We start from the raw sequence: 18,500 nt of genomic DNA on the forward strand, positions 1-18,500 counted from the left end.
CTCTCGCCTATGGTGACCGGGGAGAGAGAACATGCGCCACCTGATTGCCGCTCTTATGCTGGTTGCCGTGTCGGCGCCGCCGATCGCGGCGCAGGCGCCGGGCAGGACCTACGACAATCCGATCATCTGGGCGGACTACTCCGATCCCGACGTGATCCGGGTGGGCGACCGGTACTACATGGTGTCGTCCAGCTTCCACCTGTCGCCCGGCATCCCCGTGCTGGAATCGGCCGACCTGGTGACCTGGCGGATCGCCGGCCATGTGCTGCCGCGCCTGTCCTTCGCGCCCGGCTACGACATGCCGGGGCCGCACACGCTGGACGACACGATCAGCAAGCCGGTGGGCGGCACGCGCTATGCCGGTGGAGCCTGGGCGCCCTCCATCCGTCATCACGACGGCCGGTTCTACGTCTATGTCGCGACCCCCGACGAGGGCATCTTCATGATGAGCGCGACCGATCCCGCTGGCCCGTGGACCGCGCCCGTGACCGTCATCGACGAGCCCCGGCTGGAGGATCCGTGCCCGTTCTGGGACGATGACGGCAGCGCCTGGCTGATCCATGGTCGAGTCGGGGCGGGGCCGCTGATCCTGCACCGCATAACGCCGGACGGGACCCGCGTGCTGGACGACGGCATCACCGTGGCGGAGGACAAGGTGCGCCTGCCCACGCTGGAAGGGCCCAAGCTCTACAAGCGGGATGGCTGGTACTACATCTTCGCGCCGATCGGCGGCGTCTCGACCGGGCCGCAGGCCGTCGGCCGGGCGCGGTCGATCACCGGGCCGTATGAGTGGCGTGACGTGCTGCTGCCGACAGATGCCATCAAGGGGCCGCACCAGGGCGGTTATGTGGAGACGCCCGATGGCGCCGGGTGGTTCGTGCACTTCAACTCCACCGGCGCGTTCGGCCGCATCACGCACCTGCAACCCGTCCGGTGGCAGGATGGCTGGCCGGTGATGGGCGATGCCCCGGCGGGCGCCACCGGCGGTACGCCCGTGGCCCGCCACGCCGCTCCCGCCGTCGCGCCCGACGCCCCTCGCTTCGCGCTGCAGGCATCGGACGAGTTCGCCGACGCGCGGCTGGGGCTGCAATGGCAGTGGAACCACAATCCCGACAATTCCCGCTGGAGCCTGGCGCAGCGCCCCGGCTTCCTGCGGCTGGCGGCCGGCACCGCCGACCATCTGGTCACCGCGCGCAACACGCTGACGCAGATGCTGACCGGCCCGCGCATGATCGCCACCGCCCGGATCGAGCTGTGGCGCATGGCCGAGGGACAGCGGGCCGGGCTGACCATGTTCGGCGTCCGGCCAAGCTGGATCGGCGCGGTGCGCGACGGCGGCGTCACACGCCTGGTCTTCGCCAGCGAGGGGCGCGAAACGGCCGGACCGATCCTGCCGGACAGCGTGCTGCTGCGCGTGGATGTGGGGCCTGACCAGCGCGCGCATTATTCGTGGAGCACCGACGGGCGGGACTTCGCGCCCTTTGGCGAGGTGCTGGAACTCTCGCCGTTCTCCTGGTGGCGCGGTTCGCGCCCGGGCCTGTTCACCTTCACCCGCGCGGCCGAGCCGGCGGGGGAGATCGACGTCGACTGGTTCCGCGTTGAACCCCGGTAGAACCACGAGACACGGTTGACGATGGATTAACCGTTTTCGCCCCATCCCTCCCGCGTGGCCGACAACCGGGCTGCGGCATCAGGCCGTCCCGGTTCCCGTCGGTGGGTAGGGATTGGCGAAACGTGAAGAATCGGGTGAAATTGCTGGCGTCGACCGCCTTGGTGATGAGCGTGGCGATGGGCGTGGTGGATGCGCGCGCGCAGACCGCGACGATCGTCGATGGCGCGGGGCAGAAGGGTTACATCATTTCCGGCGACGTGCCGCCGGTCAACGGGACCGTGCGCCCGGCCGTGACAACGGTCGGCAACGATGCGCAGGCAACGGTGTTCACCAACTTCAACACGGAAGGCGGCGCCGGATCGGGCGGCGGCGGCGGCTTCGGCGGCGTGTTCTTCGTCGACCAGGGCGCGGCGCTGACGCTGAACAATGTCAGCTTCTCCAGCAACATCACCAAGGGCGGCGAGGGCGGCGGCGCGCCGATCTTCTCGGTCGCTCCGCAGGTCTTCTCACTGGCGAGCAATTCGGCCGACGCGGCGGCCATCCAGCTCTATTTCCCGCAGATCACGGCCAGCTACACCGGCGGTCAGCTGCAGATCACCGGCTTCACCATCGCGCAGGAAAACCCGCTGATCGGCATCGGCGCGGGTGTCGCGCTCGGCGGCGGCAGCGTGGGCGCGACGGTCGGCTCCATCACCACCGATGGCGCCGGCAACCAGGTCGTCCAGTTCGCGCAGCCGTTCACCTTGCCGAGCGACAATGTCATCGCCGCCAGCTACCAGGCGGCCGCCAACGGCGACCCGGCGGGCTATTACGTCAGCGGTTCGATCGATCCTGCCAAGCTGCTGCCGGGTGCGGCGGTGTACGGCACCGGCGTTGCGGCGGGCGTGACGGTGAAGACCGTCACCTATGACAGCAACCAGAAGGTGAAGAGCTTCACCCTGTCCGATGGCTCCACCGGCGCCACCAACATCGCGGTCGCATCGGCCCAGCAGTTCGAAATCACGCGCTTCGCCGCTTCCGCCGGCTCGCAGCTGTCCAACGTCATCGCCCCGCCCGCGGGCACTACGCTCGCCGGGTTCGAGGTGGGCATGACCGTGACCGGCAACGGCGTTCCCCCCGGCACCACCGTCACCGGCATCGATGCGGAAACCGGCGCGATCACCCTGTCCAACCAGGTCAACCTCAACACCGTCACTTCCCTGAAGGCGGCGTCCAACCCGGTCGTGTCGAATGGCGCGAATGCGGTGGTGAAGGTGAACTCCACCGCCGGCATGACCCTCGGGCAGACGATCAGCGGGCAGGGCATCCCGGCCGGCACGACCATTCTGGCGATCAACGATGACGAGATCACGCTCAGCAATGCGGTCGGCGCGGAGGGTCTGAACGCGATCGCCAAGGGCAAGATGCTGGTGACGCTGAGCCCGGTGGCCAGCATCGACACCGGCGCGCGCACCGTGACGCTGGTGTCGATCAGCGGCATGAAGATCGGCCAGGTGCTGACCGGCGATCCGTCGATCCCGGCGAATGCGGTGGTGACCGGGATTGATCCCGTCACCCGCACGGTCAGCTATCGCATCGATCCCTCTGTCGCCAATCTGGTGAAGGGCGGCTCCATGAACGGGATCGTGTCCGCGGGCGCGATCGGCGCCAATGGTGGCAACGGCCGTACCGCCAGCAACTTCAACGCGATCCTGAATGATGGCGAGGGGTCGAGCGGCACGAACGGCTACAATGCGGGCGCCGGCATCGCGGCCGCCGGCGGCAATGGTGGTTCGGGCGGCAGCGGCAGCAGCGGCGCGCCGATCAACACCGCGCTGGTGATCAACGTCGCCGATCTGGGTATCGAGGTCGGCATCAAGGCGGCGGAAGTCGCCGGTGCGCTCGCCACCTTCCCCCCGGGCGCCGCCCTGTCCGCCGCGCTTGCGGTGGAAACGGCGCGCGCGGGCGTGCTGCTGGCGAAGGCGATCGTCGATCTCGCGACCTGGAATGTCGATCTCGCCAACGGCAAGGTCGCCTTCGGCGGTTCCGGCGGCCAGGGCGGCCAGGGCGGTGACGGCGCGACCTTTTTTGGCGGCGGCGCTGGCGGCGGCGGCGGTTCGGGCGGCGGCGGTGCGCTGCGCATCACCGATGGCGGTGCCGGCGGTGATGGTGGCGACGGTGGCGCGGGCGGCTTCGGCGCGGGCGGCGGTTCCGGCGGTGCCGGGGGCGCGGGTGGATCGGGCGGGCAGAGCCTGTCCGGATCCGCGGGCGCCGGTGGCGAGGCGGGCTTCGGCGCGGGTGCCGGCTCGTCGGATGGTCGCGGCGGCGGCGGCGGATCGGGCTATGGCGGCGCGATCTTCGTGCGCGATGGCGGCGTGCTGCAGATCACCGGCGACGCGCTGTTCGACAACAATGCGGCGCTTGCCGGGTCGAGCAACAATGGTGGCCTGTCCGGCAATGCCGCGGGCAGCGACCTGTTCATGATGCGCGGCTCGTCCGTCACGCTCTCCCCGGGGGAGGGCAAGGTCATCACCTTCAACGGCACGATCGCGGATGACAGCGCTGCCAGCATCGGCGGCAGCTCCATCGCGTCGGGCTATGGTGCGGACATCCACATCGCGGGCGGCGGGCTGGTCCGGTTCAACAACGCCAACACCTATACCGGCACGACATACCTGCACGGCGGCACGCTGCGCGCCGATGATGGCGTGGGCATCCATGCCAACAGCCACATCCTGTTCAGCGGCGCCGGCACGATCGGCGGCGCGACCCAGCTTTCGACCACGGACGCGGGCACGCTGCTGACCTCGGGCACGATGACGCGCCGCGTCGGCGTGCAGCCCAACCAGGTATCGTGGACCGATGCCACGCAGACGGCGGGTGGCAGCGGCGGTTTCGCCGCGCTGGCGAACGGGCTGACGCTGAACTTCGGTTCCCTGAATGGCGGCCAGGGGCAGGACCTGACCTGGAACGCCGGTGGCTTCGTCCGCACGGCCGACACGCTGGTGTTCGGCTCCAACGCGGCGGAGGCGACGGGCGCCGTCCGCCTGCAGAACAACATCAACCTGAACGGGAACAACGGCAAGATCGCGGTCTATGACAATGCAGGGGGCACGGGCGATTTCGCCTTGCTGACGGGCAATGTCACGAACGGCTACCTGACCGCCAACAGCGTCAATTATGCGGGCCAGCTTTATCTGACCGGGCAGAACACGCTGCGCGGCATCACGGTCAATAACGGCCTCGTCTCGACCAGGCTGGGCGAGCAGTCGGGCCGCCTGATGGATGCGGCGCATGGCGGCTACGCCATCGTGAACGGCGGCACGCTGCGCCTCGCCAATGGGGAGAAGCTGACCAGCGTCACCGTCGGCTCCGCCGGTACCCTGCTGGCCGATGGCGTGACCAGCACGGCCGGGATCGCCAATGCGGGTTCGATCCGCTTCGGCATGGCTGCCACGACCGGGGACATCCAGAACACCGGTCGTCTGGTGTTCAACGACCTCGTCAACGCCGGCAACGTCGCCAACCTGATCGACGGCGCGAACATTGGCACGATCCTGCAGAACGGCGACATGACGGCCCTTACGGTGACCAACAATGGCACCTGGGCGATGAATGCCGGGCTGACCGCCGCGGGCGTGGTCTACAACAATGGCCTTCTCACCGTGACCGGCGACCGCACGCTGCGGACCGTCGCGTTCGTCGGCAATGGCGACGGCGCGGTGCTGCTGGGCGGCGTCGACGGAACGGCCGGGTCGCTGACGATCGAACAGGCGGGTTACGGCTCGTTTGCCGGTGTCTTCGCGGGCGAAGGCAGCCTGACCAAGACCGGTCTGGGCCGCCTGGCGCTGACCGGGCAGAACAGCTTCACCGGTGGGCTGGAGATCAAGGCGGGCGGACTCGAGACCTATCTGGGCGGCACCCTGGCGGACACGCTGGATGTGTCGGTGGCCGACGGCGCCTATTACCTGAACGGTACAGCCGATGTGATCGGCAACCTCACCAATGCCGGCCAGACGATCGCGTTCAACAATCTGGGCGTGGCATCGCTGACCAACGCCGCGACCGGCTATATGCGGGTCGACAACGGCTTCGTTTCGGCGGGCGACGTGACCAATGCCGGGTCGCTGTGGATGCACGATGGGTCGATCAGCCATGTGAAGGGCAAGCTGGTCAACACGGGCGAATTCGACAATCTCGGCCAGCTGCTGGTAGACGGGGAAGTCCGCAACGAAGCAGGCGCCAGCTTCGAGGTGTTCGGCTCCGGCGCCAGCCAGTTCGGCAGCCTGGCCAATGCCGGCACGATCCACGCCGCCCACTCGCTGACGGTCACCGGCGCGGTCGATAACGCGGCGACGGGTACGATCAACCTGCACACGGGCTCCGCAGCGCAGCTGGGCAGCCTGACGAATGCGGGCACCATCGTCAGCGACGATGTACTGACCGTGGCGGGCGCCTACACCCAGAACGCCGGCACGCTGACCGTCAATGCCGACCTCTCCACCGGATCGCTGTCCGGCGAAGGCGGCGACATCGTGCTGAACGGCGGGACGCGCATGCTGGTGAACCAGGGCGCCGACGGCAGCTATGCCGGCACGCTGACGGGCACCGGTACGCTGACCAAGACCGGCGCCGCCACGCTGACGCTGGCGGGCGGGGAGGACAGCATCGCGCCGACCTCGCTGACCGTGGCCCAGGGTCAGGTGATCGCGGCCAATGCCGACATCTTCGGCGATGCGCTGGCGGTGGGCGTCGCTGCACCGGGCGTGCTGTCGATCGACGGCAACCAGGCGATCGCCACGCTGGTGAACCAGGGCATCGTCCGCCTCAACGCCGACCTCGCCACCAGCGGCGGCACCGTGAATGACGGCCGTACGGAGGTGAGCGGCATCCGCCGGCTGTACACCACCACCTTTGCCGGCGCGCCGAGCGGCGAGGTCGTGCTGAACGAGGCAGCGGGGCTGACGATCGACCAGTCGGGCGACAGCACCTATGCCGGCATCTTCAGCGGCGCGGGCACGCTGGCCAAGACCGGCGCGGGCACGCTGACGCTGACCGGCGCCAGCACCCACACCGGCGGCCTGGCGGTGGCTGCGGGCACGCTCGACACCACCGGCGGCGGCACCCTGGCCGACACGCTGGACATCACGGTGGCACGCGATGCGGTCTACACCATCGGCACGGCCGACGTGGTCCGCGGCGTCACCAATGCCGGCACGCTGACGGCCAGGGCGGACTACGGCGTCGCCTCGCTCGCCAACAGCGGGACGGCCACGGTGGAGGCACAGTTCCTCGCCAATGGTGACGTGGGCAACAGCGGCCTGCTGGCGCTCGGCAGCCAGTCCGCCTCGCGCGTCGGCGGCAAGCTCACCAACAGCGGCACCGTCACCGCCGCCGGCACGCTGCTGGTGGACGGCGACCTCGCCAACGAGGCGGGTGCGCAGCTGCGGCTCGCCAGCGGCGGCGGCAGCCGGTTGGCCAGCCTGACCAATGCGGGCGCGGTCGATGCGGCGCACACGCTGGTCGTGACCGGCGCGGTGGCCAACGCCGCCTCGGGCTCGATCACCTTCCAGAACGGCTCGAACCCGCTGCTGGGCAGCCTGACCAACGCCGGCACGATCGTCAGCAACGACGTGCTGACCGTGGCGGGCGCCTACACCCAGAACGCCGGCACGCTGACCGCCAATGCCGACATGGCCACCGGATCGCTGTCCGGCGAAGGCGGCACCATCGTGCTCAATGCCAACCGCCTGACCATCAACCAGACGGCTGACGGCACCTACAAGGGGGCGATCACCGGCAGCGGGACCGTGACCAAGACCGGGACCGCCACGCTGACGCTGGCGGGCGTGGTCGACAGCTTCGCGCCGTCGCTGCTGGCGATCGAGCAGGGGCAGCTGACCGTCGCCAATGCCGGTTTGCTGGATGACGCGCTGATCGTGTCCATCGCGGCGCCTGCCACCCTGGCGTTGCAGGCCGACCAGACCATCCGCGACCTGACCGGCGCGGGCACGCTGAACATCGCGGACAACACCCTGACCCTTGCCACCGGCGGCAACTTCACGGGGCAGGTGAACGGGACCGGGCGCATTGCGCTCGCCTCGGGCGCGCTGAACCTCAACACCGCCGGCACGGTATCCAGCGCGTCGCTGACGGTGCGGCCGGGCAGCACGCTGAATGTCAGCAGCTCGACCACGCTGAAGACCGGCACGCTGAATGCCAGCAACAGCACGGTCAACCTGGCGGGCACGGCCACGGCGACCAGCACCACGCTCACCGATGGCAGCTCGCTGCACCTCGGCAACAGCATCGCGGTCAACATGCCGGGCGCGATCCTTGGTCACCTGACCAGTGACACGACGGTGATCGACGGCAATGCGCGGATCAGCGGCAACGGCACGGTCAGCGGCAGCACCCGCGTCGGTGGCAACACCCGCGGCGTGATCGCCCCGGGCAACTCGCCGGGCATCATGACCTTCAACGACCTGTCGCTGGGCAACAATGCCCTGGTCGTGATCGAGATCGACGGCAATGCGGGTGCGGGCGTCGCGGGCGGGTTCGACCGGGTGATCGTGGACGGCAGGCTGAACCTGTCGGGCACGTCGGTGCTGGCCCTGGACCAGAGCGGTGCGGGCAACAGCTACGAGCTGCCGGTCGGCACGGCGATCCAGGTGCTGCAGTATGCCCCGGGTGCCGTCAGCGGTTCGTTCGGGTCGGTGACGCAGGCAGGCTTCGGCCAGAACCTGGCGCTGAACCTGTCGAACGGCACGGTCGTCGGCATGGGGTCCTACACGCCGCAAAGCCTGTCGGACACGGTGGCGATCACCGCCAGCCAGGAAGGCGCGCTGTCCGCGATGCTGGTCAGCACGGCGGGCGGGGTACCGCAATACCACGGCGGCAACCTGCTACAGGCGCTGACCGCCAACGTGGCGGGCGAGCGTGAGGCCACGCAGGCGAGCTTCGCCCGCTGGTCGCCCGATGCTTATGCCGGCATCACCGACGGGATGCGCGCATCCATGATCGACGGCCTGGTCGATGTGGGCGACTACCAGACGCTGAATGCGGGCGAGACGGCGATCACCGGTGGTATCGCCGGCGGGGCGCTGCGCGGGATCGATCGGGACGGCTATGCCCGCAACCGGTTCCATGACACCGCCTACCAGATCGGCGTCAGCCACGACCTGTCCATGCTGCGGGTCAATGTCAGCTATGTCCATTCGCAAGGCGGTTTCCGCAGTGCGAACATGGATGCGGATCTGAACGGCAACCAGGTCGGGCTGAGCCTGTCGGCCCCGCTGACCGGGGACCAGGCGCTGCGCCTGATTGGCCGGGTCGCCTATGGCAGCTACACCGCGGACGGGACGCGCAACGCCATTGCCGGCGCTGCCCGCTTCGGCTCGGTGGATGCGGAAAGCGTCGTCTATGGCGGCGGCCTGGGTTACCGGCAGCAGTTCGGCCGTGTCTGGCTGAACACCTCGGCAGAGGTGCTGGGCATCAACCAGACGGTCGATGCTTTCGAGGAGACGGGCGAGAACGGGTTCGACCTGTTCCGGATCGCCAGGCAGCAGCGTGACACCGGCTTCGGCCGCCTGAACACGCAGCTTGGCTATGCCATCAGCCCGGCCGCGCAGGCGTTCGTGAAGGTCGGCTACGTCCACGAGTTCAAAGACGGACTGACCGCGATCGACGCCCAGACGGTCATCGATCCGGTCAGCGTGACCATGACCAATGCGGGCCTCGGCCGCGACCGGGTCGATGCCGGGATCGGTGCGCAGTACGACGTCACCCGTCGCCTGCGGATCGGTGTGGAGGGCAGCGCCGGCAATTACGGCAGCTACCGCGTCGGGGGCACCATCCGCCTCGTCATGTGACAGGCGAAACTACGGCCGGCGACGATGTTCGCCGGCCGCAACCGTTGCACCTTTCTGCCGGCCGATCACCCGATCGGCCGGCATTTGTGTCATCAGGCGGCAACAATGGTGGGATGATGGGCAGCGCTCCTTCCCATCAGGAGCGTTGCCGCGCAGTGCCTGCCAGGCCTGAAATCGTCCGCTGGATCGCGCATGAGATTTTGCCGCACGAGGCGGATGTACGGCGCTGGCTGGTCCGCCGCGTCGATGTCCACGCCGATGCGGACGAGATCATCCAGCACGCCTATTGCCGCCTGGCGGAGCTCGATTACGTCGGCCATGTGCGCAGCGGCCGGCGTTATTTCTTCGCCACCGCCCGTTCGATCCTGCTGGAACGGATCCGACGGTCGCAGATCGTCGAATTTCGCGCGATGACGGATTTGGACGAGTCATCCATCATGGATGATAGCCCATCGCCGGAGAGGATCGCAGGCGGCCGTATGCAATTGCAGCATGTCCTCGACCTGCTCGACCGGCTGCCTGCCGCTTACCGCGACGTCCTGTTGCTGCGCCGGCTGGAAGGGTTGTCGCAGAAGGAAGCGGCCGCAAGGCTCGGCGTGTCGGAGAATGTCGTCGAGAACAATGTGGCGCGGGGGTTGAGGATGCTGCTGCACGCGCTTGGAGAACAGGGCGTGAGCCTGTCGCCGGACCCATCGGCCGCCACGCGGAGGACCGATGTCCCACACCGATGAGGCGACCGCGTGGGCGGCACGCATGGATGCCGGGCCGCTGGCGGATGCGGACAGGATCGCGCTCGATCGCTGGCTCGCGGCGGATCCCCTGAACAAGGGGGCGCTGCTGCGGGCGCAGGCCATGCTGTGCCTGATCTACGAGGCGCCTGACCGCGCGGCCGAGATGGACGGTGGCCCCGCTGCCGTCGCTCCGCAGGCGGAGGCGCCGGGGATCGCGGCGCCTGCCCGCCGATGGCGCTGGCCCGTCGGCTTTGCGGCAACGGCGGCTGTGGCCGCCGCCGCCGCAACCCTGCTGCTCCTGCCCGGCAAGCCGGTCAGCGCGGATTATGCCACCCGTACCGGGGAGGTGCGGCGGGTGGCGCTGGACGACGGATCACGCGCGATCATCAACACCGCGTCGGAGGTCGAGATCGAGATCGGATCGACCCGCCGGGTGGTCACGCTGGCGCATGGGGAGGCGTGGTTCAACGTCGCCAAGGATCGCGAACGCCCCTTCACCGTGCAGGCAGGGCCGATCCGCGTGACCGCCGTGGGCACCGCCTTCGCCGTGCGGCGCAATTCCGGCTCCGCGACCGTCACGGTGACGGAGGGTCGGGTCGAGATCCGCAACACGGCCGATCCGCACCACATCGTGTCCGCCGGGGCGGGGGAGGCGACCACCATCGCCTTCGCGCCACGCCTGCCTGCCCCGCGCATCCGGCCTGCCCGCGAAAGCGCCTTGGCGTGGCGCGACGGCGACATCGTGCTGGACGGCATGACGCTGCAGGCAGCGGTGGATGAATTCAACCGCTACAATATTCGCAAGGTCACGATTGCTTCTCCACAGATCGCTCGCAAGTCGATGGTGGGGTACTTTCGAATAAACCAGCCCGAACAGTTTGCCGCCGCCGCTGCGGGACTGGTCGGCGGCTCGGTCGAGCAGGACGGTAACAATATCGTCATCAAACCGTAATTGTTGTGTAATGTAACTTTTTCTTCGCGAGTTCTGACGGAAGATACGGCCTCGTCCATCAAGGGTTCGGAAACCTTTGAGGGGGAAGAATGTTGTTTCGGGTCGTTCCGCTTCGTCTCGGCGTCATGCTGCTGGGCGCCACCGTTCTTGCCGGCGGCATGCCGGCAATGGCCCAGGTGGCGGCCGGGGTTAGGGAATTCGCGGTTCCGGCGGGGCCGGCCAGTTCCTCCATCCCGCAATTTGCCCGTCAGGCCGGCATCCAGGTGCTGGTGGAGGCCGATGTCGCCCGCGGCGCGCGGACCCGTGCTCTGTCCGGCGCGCTGGAGCCGCGGCAGGCACTGGCGCGGATGCTGGCGGGCAGCGGGCTGAAGGTCGCCAGCTGGCGGGGCAATGTCGTGACCCTGGTGGCCGAACAGCCGGCGGGCGAGGGGCAGGACACCCGCAATGTCGGGTCGGAGGAGATCGTCGTCACCGGGATCGCGGCGCCGTTCCGGTCCAAGGGCAATGCGACGACCATCGTGGAATCAGTCGTCTATGACGATGTCGAGACGCTGGCCGCCGATGGCTCGATCGCCGGCCTGCTGACCCAGTTGCCCGGGATCAGCACCGTGGAGGATGGCGAGTACCCGCGCTACGTCACCATTCGCGGCATCTCACCCGACCTCAACCATACCACCATCGACGGATTGACGCTCGCCACCGTGGGGGAGAGCGGGGCCGGCACGCGGCGGGTCAACCTGCAACTGATCCCCAGCGACCTGTCCGCGCGGGTGGACGTGTTCAAGACCTTCACCGCGGAACAGGATGCCGGCGCGATCGGCGGCGCGATCAACATCGTCACCCGCAGCGCCTTCGACCGGCGCGACCGGTCGCTGTTCGTGGATGCCTACGGCCTCTATCGGACGCGCGGCGGGGAGGGCGGCAGCAATTCCGTCGGCAATCCGGAAAAGCACTGGGGTGGCGGGATCAAGGCGAACTACGCCACCACGTTCGGCGCCAGCGACCAGTTCGGCCTCCTGGTATCGGGCCGCTACGACAGCACGCCGCGCAATTTCGCACAGAACTGGCAGAACACGAAGCGCTTCCTCAATGCCGATGGCGCGATCATCGCCCGGCCCGATCCCGCCCTGGGCTATAGCGGCCGGGTCGCCCCGGCGCATCTCGGCTACGGCACCTATGCCGACGTGTCGGAGACCTATGGTGGCTCGGCGAAGCTCGAATACCGGTCGCCCGACGATCGCGTGAATGCCAGCGTCATGGGCTACGATTACGTCCGCATCCAGGACCAGTCGACGAACATCAACCACATCGACTTCGTGCCGCTGGCGGATGGTTTGACCGATGATGGAGGGCGCGGCCGCATCACCCAGCTGGTCGAGAACTATCGCCACAACCAGTACCGGCGCGAGAACCGCGGCATCCTGTCGAGCGCCAGCCTGGAAACCGGCGCGACCCGTCTGACCGCCCGGGCAGGCCTGACGGAGGAGACGTTCCGCGACTGGGAGCCCTATGTCAGCATCCTGACGAACCCTACCGGCTACTTCCTCACCTTCGATACCCCGACCGATGCGATCCCGACGCTGGCGGGGATCGGCGCCCCGTCGGTCATCATGAACGCGCCCTACCGCATGAATGCGCAGCGCGACGTCTACAGCAATGCCCGGCAGGAGGTGTTCGACGGACGGCTGGACCTTGCCCACAACGTGGAGCGCGGATCGCAGGGCTTCGGTGTGGTCGCGGGCGTGGAATACCGCCGCCTCGACATGCGCAAGGATGTGGAACGGATCGATCATCGCGTCAGCGGCACGATCAATCCCTGGATCTATGACAGCGGGTACCGGCCGCCCGACAGCCCCCACTCCTTCGCCTGGCTGGACTACAACGGTTTCCGGCAGGAGAAGTGGGACAGCTTCCCGCTGGACGCCGCCGCCAGCTTCCACAACAGCCACGCGGCCGACTACCGCTATCAGGAAGAACTGGCGACCGCCTATGCCTCAGTCCACCTGAACCTGCCGGCGACCACCATCGTCGGCGGCCTGCGCTACGACCATGTCGACTTCACCGGCACCACGCCGGTGCTGACCGACGGCAGCGCGACCGGCGCGTTCGGGCGGAATGAAGGCGGCTACGACTACCTCCTCCCGTCGCTGAACATCGTGCACCGGCTGGGCGACACCAACATCCGCCTGTCATGGTCGGAGACGCTGGGCCGGCCGACGCCGGGGGACATCGCCCAGGCCGAGAACCGCGTGTGCGACGATGGCGGCGATGCCGGCGACGTCGCCTGCACCATCACCCGTGGCAATCCGGACCTGCGACCGCGCCGGTCCCGCAACCTGGATGCCACGGTGGAGCATTACTACGCCGGCGCCAACGGCATGCTGCTGCTCGGCTACTTCCACAAGCAGATCCGGGACGACATCTTCACCCTGCGGGAAGAGGCCGTGATCGATGGCGAGCTCTACGCCATCCGCCAGCCGCTGAACGCCTCCGATTCCCGGATGCAGGGGATCGAGGCGGCATGGGTCCATCGTGGCCTGCCGGTCGGCCTGGCCGATCACCAGATCGACGTGTCGGCGAACCTGACCCGGATGTGGGGCACGATGGACTATGTGACCGATGCTGGCAGCCGCACGGTCGACCGCCTGATGAACCAGCCGGACTGGATCGCCAACGGATCCGTCACGTACCGCATCCCGGCGCTCGGCGCGGGCATCCGGGTCAACGCCAATTACCGCGACGCCTTCCTGAGCTCGGTCGGCGCCAATCCCTGGCAGGACCAGGGCGCGGCCGCGCTGACCACCGTCAACCTCGCCATCTGGCACGACGTGACGGACGATCTGCTGTTCAAATACGAATGGAACAACGTGTTCGACAACCAGCCGGAGTTTCGTCTGGGCGAGCATGACGAGTGGGTGCGGCAGAAGAACGATTACGGCTCCGCCCTGTTCTTCCACGCCATCGTGAAGCTCTGATCCAACCGTGCCGACGAGGACCGATCCCATGACCGAATTCGACCGCCGCCGCCTGCTCGCCGGCCTGCTCGCCACCGGGGCGGGGGTGCTGGCCGGCCCGGCCGCCTTCGCGCAGGACGCGGCGGAGCGGCGCAACCTGCTCGACACGATGACCTTCGCCGTACCGCCCTTCCAGCTGGGCGTCGCCGCGGGCGATCCCGCGGCGGACGGCTTCGTGATCTGGACGCGGCTGGCGCCCGAGCCGCTGCAGCCCCATGGCGGCATGGTGATGGCGCCGGTCGCGGTGCAGTGGGAGGTGGCGCACGACGCCGCCTTCCGCACGGTCGCCGCCAGCGGCACGGCCATCGCCCACCCCGAACTGGCGCACAGCGTCCATGTCGAGCTTGCCGGCCTCCAGCCGGACCGCCCGTACTGGTACCGCTTCCGCTGCGGCGGGGAACGCAGCCTGGCCGGGCGGGCGCAGACCCTGCCGCTGGCCGGCGCGCCGAAGGACCGGCTGCGTTTCGTCGCCGCAGGCTGCCAGCATTACGAGGAAGGGCATTACACCGCCTGGCGCCGCATCGCGGAGGAGCCGATCGACTTCGTCTACCATTACGGCGATTACATCTACGAAGGGCGCGACACCGGGGCCGCCACCCGGCTGATGAACGGCCGGCCGTTCACGCCGCTGCGCCGCCATGTCGGGCAGGAGATCTACTCGCTTGACGATTACCGTCGGCGCTATGCCCTCTACAAGTCCGACCCGGACCTGCAGGCGGCCCATGCCGCCGCGCCCTGGTTCGTCAGCTTCGACGATCACGAGATCGACAACAATTGGGCGGACGGCCTGGACCAGGACGGCACCGCACCCGAAGTGTTCGCCTTCCGCCGGGCCGCCGCGCTGCAGGCGTGGTACGAACACATGCCGGTGCGCCGCGCATCCATGCCGGCGGGGGGATCGGTGCAGATGTTCCGCCGTGCGTCCTTTGGCGACCTGCTGGACGCCCATTTCCTCGACACCAGGCAATACCGCAGCGCACTGGGCAATGGCGGGCGCAACGGCCCGATGAACGATGACTTCCTCTCCCCCCGGCGCACCATGCTGGGGGAGCGGCAGGAACAATGGCTGTTCGCCGGCCTGTCGCAGGGGACCGCCCGCTGGCAGCTGATCGCGCAGCAGGTCATGCTGATGCAACTGGCCGTGCAGCCGGAGGGTGGGGGCGAGACGACCTATTCCGCGGATCAATGGTCCGGCTACCTGCATGGGCGCGAACGGCTGCTGGGGCACATCGCGGATCGCGGGCTGACCAATGTCGTCACCGTGTCGGGCGACGCACACCGCCACTTCGCCGGTGACGTGCTGCGCCATGGCGGGGAGGGGCCGCCGCTCGCCGCGGAGTTCCTTGCCACTTCCGTCACCTCCGGTTCGGACGGCGTCGGGCTGGACGATGCCTATCACCGCTCGGTCGCGGGCAATGACTGCCTGAAGGCCATCATCGACCGGCGCGGATACGTGCTGTGCGATGTCGGGCGGGACGTGTTCCGCGGCGAGCTGAAGGTGCTGGACCAGGTCATGCGACCGGACGGGCAGCTATCCACCTTTGCCACGCTGGTGGCGGAACGGGGCCGGCCGGGCCTCCAGCCCGCCTAAGCCACGCAACCCTTTTCACGATCCATTCGCCGGGGCGCTTCCCCGGCCGGGGCCGCGCGTCCGCCATCCCGGCGGCGGCGGCCGTCTTAAACCACGCAACAGGGGGACAACATGCAACGGATTTCTATGTGCTCGGCGCTGGCCTTGGCCGCGGCGCTGGCGACCCAGGCGGGCGCGCAGGACGGTGCCGCCGCAACCGATGACGGCGGCACGGGCAACGTGATCGAGGTGACCGGCACCCGCTACGGCTTCCAGCCCGTCGATGTGAAGCGGGACAGTCCGGTGATCGTCGATTCCGTCACCTATGACGATCTGGAGGCGCCAACGGGCGACAGCTCGATCGCGGCCATGGTGCTGCAGGTGCCGGGCGTCAGCTTCGAAGGCGACGGGGATGAGCCGCGCTACATCACCGTTCGCGGCCTGTCCGCCGATCTCAACGCCACCACCATCGACGGCCTGACCCTGGCCACTTTGGGGGAGAATGGCGGCGGCACCCGCCGGGTCAATCTGCAGCTGGTCCCGGCCGACATCTCCCAGCGGGTCGACGTCTACAAGGCGTTCACCGCGGAACAGGATGCGGCGGCGATCGGCGGCCTCACTAACATCGTCACCCGTTCCGCGTTCGGCACGACGACGCCCTATTACCTCCTGGACGCCTACGGCATCTATTCCACCTTCAAGGGTCCGGCGGGGGAGAACTCCGCTGAATCCGATGGTGGCCGCTTCGGCTATGGCATCAAGGCGGCGATGGCCGACCGCTTCGGCGCGGATGGCCAGTTCGGTATCGTCGCCACCGGCCGCTATCAGGAACGCGCACGCAATTCGAACAAGAACTGGACCGACCGCCGCACCTATTTCGATGCCGCGGGGAAGGTCATCGCCGGCCCCGATCCGGCGCTCGGCTGGGATGGCAGGGACGGCACCGGCAAGTTCGCCTTCGGCGACTATTCCAACACCATCACCAATGCCGGCGGATCGCTGAAGCTGGAATGGCAGGCGACCCCGGCCGTGACGACGTACCTGATGGGCTACATGTACAATCGCCGTGAAGCCTCGACGATGAATTCCAGCGACATGATCGGCAAGACGACCGGCCTGACGAACCGGACGGAGACGACCGGCACCGTGCCCGTCGATTACATCCAGTCGGTCGTGCGATCGAACCAGTGGGACCGCACCGCCAGCGGCCTGATCTACGGCCTGGACTGGCAGGCGGGCGACACCGGCAACCTGTCGCTGCGCGCGGGCTACACCCGCGAAACGTATCGGGATGACGAGAACTGGGTGCGCGTGCGGACGCGGCCGGGCAATGTGCTGTCCTATGGCTACAGCATGGAGGAACTGCCGCAACTGACCGGCATCACCGGCGATCCCTTCGCCAACGATTACGCCATCAACGGATCGAACATCAATTACAACCGCGCGTGGGAGGACGTGATCGACCTGCGCGCCGACTATTTCTGGAACGTCGATCCGTTCGCCGAAGGGTTCGGCTTCGTTGCGGGCGTGCGTTATACGCGGCTCGATCTGGAAAAGGACGTGGACAGCATCCGCCAGGTCACCGGCGGCGATGCCGATCGCTACATGTACGATCCCGGTTACGCCTATTACGGCAGCAACGGTCTGGTCCTGCCGTGGATCAATTACGACCGGTATTGGGCCGACACTCCGGCGGGAGATGTCGCCAGCTCCGAACGCTACAGCCGCATCGCCGACTATGGTTATCAGGAGGAGGTCGCGAACGCCTATCTCTCGCTGCACTACCGCCTGCCGACCACGCACATCATCGCCGGGTTGCGCTATGACGACGTTACCTTCACCGGCAGCGCGCCGCTCACCATTGATGGCGAACTGGTCGATCGCCTCGCCAATCCGGCCGGCGGCTATGCCAACTGGCTGCCATCGCTGAACATCACGCAGGACCTCGCCCGCGGGCTGAAGCTGCGCGGATCGGTCAGCCGCACGATCGGGCGGCCGACACCGGCCAACATCGTGCAGGCGGAAAGCGAGGTCTGCGGCGAAGCGGTGACGGGCTGCGTCATCACCCGCGGCAACCCGGACCTGCGGCCCCGCCGGGCGGACAATTACGACCTCGCGCTGGAATATTACTTCCCCGGCAACGATGCGCTGGTGGCGCTCACCGGGTTCCACAAGACCATCAGGGACGACATCTTCACCCTGACGACGGAGTACGAGGAGAACGGCCTCCTGAACCAGATCCGCCAGCCCCTGAACGCGGAGGCATCGAAGGTGTCTGGCGTCGAATTTGCGCTGGTGGACCAATCCTTCGGCTTCGCCCCGGACCTCGGTGCATCATTGAACGTCAGCCGGTTGTGGGGCCAGATGACCTACGCCGGCGACACCGTCACGCGAGAGATCGACCGGGTGCTGCAGCAGCCGGACTGGATGGCGAACCTGGCCCTGACCTGGCGCCTGCCCCAGGTGGACGGCGCGGTCAGGGTGACGGCCAACTACCAGGACGACTTCCTGACGGGCGTGGCGAACCAGGCGTGGGACGACTTCTACGTGAAGGGCCGCACCTCCGTCGACCTGTCCGCCTGGCACCGGGTCGGGCGGGACCTGACCTTCAAGTACGAGGTCGACAATGTGCTCGGCGCGCCGCCCGAATGGTACCACACGCGGAACCTGAATGGGACGCTGTCGCAACGCGACCATTACGGCCGCGGGTTCTACTTCCACATCGTCTACACGCCGGCGCGCTGATCGGCGAGTGATGGGCCGTCGGCTGG

7 protein-coding genes are annotated in these 18,500 nt (G+C 68.1%); all 7 read left to right on the forward strand.

Translation table 11 applies throughout. From position 1 onward, the window contains the following. Positions 1 to 31 precede the first annotated feature (31 nt). The 7 genes from V5740_RS13675 (at position 32) to V5740_RS13705 (ending at position 18,474) form a co-directional block, all read left to right on the forward strand. Complete coding sequence (locus V5740_RS13675; protein WP_347303017.1) at positions 32 to 1,612, forward strand: glycoside hydrolase 43 family protein; 1,581 nt, start codon at positions 32 to 34, stop codon at positions 1,610 to 1,612. 122 nt (positions 1,613 to 1,734) lie between these two features. Further along, positions 1,735 to 9,462: an autotransporter-associated beta strand repeat-containing protein gene (locus V5740_RS13680; protein ID WP_347303018.1), complete on the forward strand. Its 7,728-nt coding sequence runs from the start codon at positions 1,735 to 1,737 to the stop codon at positions 9,460 to 9,462. A gap of 155 nt (positions 9,463 to 9,617) precedes the next feature. Next, a complete protein-coding gene (locus tag V5740_RS13685) occupies positions 9,618 to 10,193 on the forward strand; it encodes a sigma-70 family RNA polymerase sigma factor (RefSeq protein ID WP_347303019.1) in 576 nt (191 codons plus the stop codon). Beyond that, positions 10,177 to 11,145 carry a FecR domain-containing protein gene (locus V5740_RS13690; RefSeq protein ID WP_347303020.1) on the forward strand — a complete coding sequence of 323 codons (969 nt, stop codon included), beginning with the start codon at positions 10,177 to 10,179 and terminating at the stop codon, positions 11,143 to 11,145. Before V5740_RS13685 ends, V5740_RS13690 begins: the two co-directional genes overlap by 17 nt. A gap of 89 nt (positions 11,146 to 11,234) precedes the next feature. Continuing rightward, positions 11,235 to 14,120 (forward strand): TonB-dependent receptor, encoded by a 2,886-nt coding sequence (locus tag V5740_RS13695; protein ID WP_347303021.1) that lies wholly within the window; start codon positions 11,235 to 11,237, stop codon positions 14,118 to 14,120. A 28-nt stretch (positions 14,121 to 14,148) separates the two neighbouring features. Then, positions 14,149 to 15,750 carry an alkaline phosphatase D family protein gene (locus V5740_RS13700; protein ID WP_347303022.1) on the forward strand — a complete coding sequence of 534 codons (1,602 nt, stop codon included), beginning with the start codon at positions 14,149 to 14,151 and terminating at the stop codon, positions 15,748 to 15,750. 111 nt (positions 15,751 to 15,861) lie between these two features. Next, positions 15,862 to 18,474 (forward strand): TonB-dependent receptor, encoded by a 2,613-nt coding sequence (locus tag V5740_RS13705; protein WP_347303023.1) that lies wholly within the window; start codon positions 15,862 to 15,864, stop codon positions 18,472 to 18,474. Positions 18,475 to 18,500: the final 26 nt, after the last annotated feature.

The organism is Croceibacterium sp. TMG7-5b_MA50, assembly GCF_039830145.1.
Lineage (GTDB): Bacteria > Pseudomonadota > Alphaproteobacteria > Sphingomonadales > Sphingomonadaceae > Croceibacterium.

Coding starts and splice junctions, on each gene's coding strand:
- V5740_RS13675 (WP_347303017.1), top strand. CDS start 32: ATGCGCCACCTGATTGCCGCTCTTATGCTGGTTGCCGTGTCGGCGCCG.
- V5740_RS13695 (WP_347303021.1), top strand. CDS start 11,235: ATGTTGTTTCGGGTCGTTCCGCTTCGTCTCGGCGTCATGCTGCTGGGC.
- V5740_RS13690 (WP_347303020.1), top strand. CDS start 10,177: ATGTCCCACACCGATGAGGCGACCGCGTGGGCGGCACGCATGGATGCC.
- V5740_RS13705 (WP_347303023.1), top strand. CDS start 15,862: ATGCAACGGATTTCTATGTGCTCGGCGCTGGCCTTGGCCGCGGCGCTG.
- V5740_RS13700 (WP_347303022.1), top strand. CDS start 14,149: ATGACCGAATTCGACCGCCGCCGCCTGCTCGCCGGCCTGCTCGCCACC.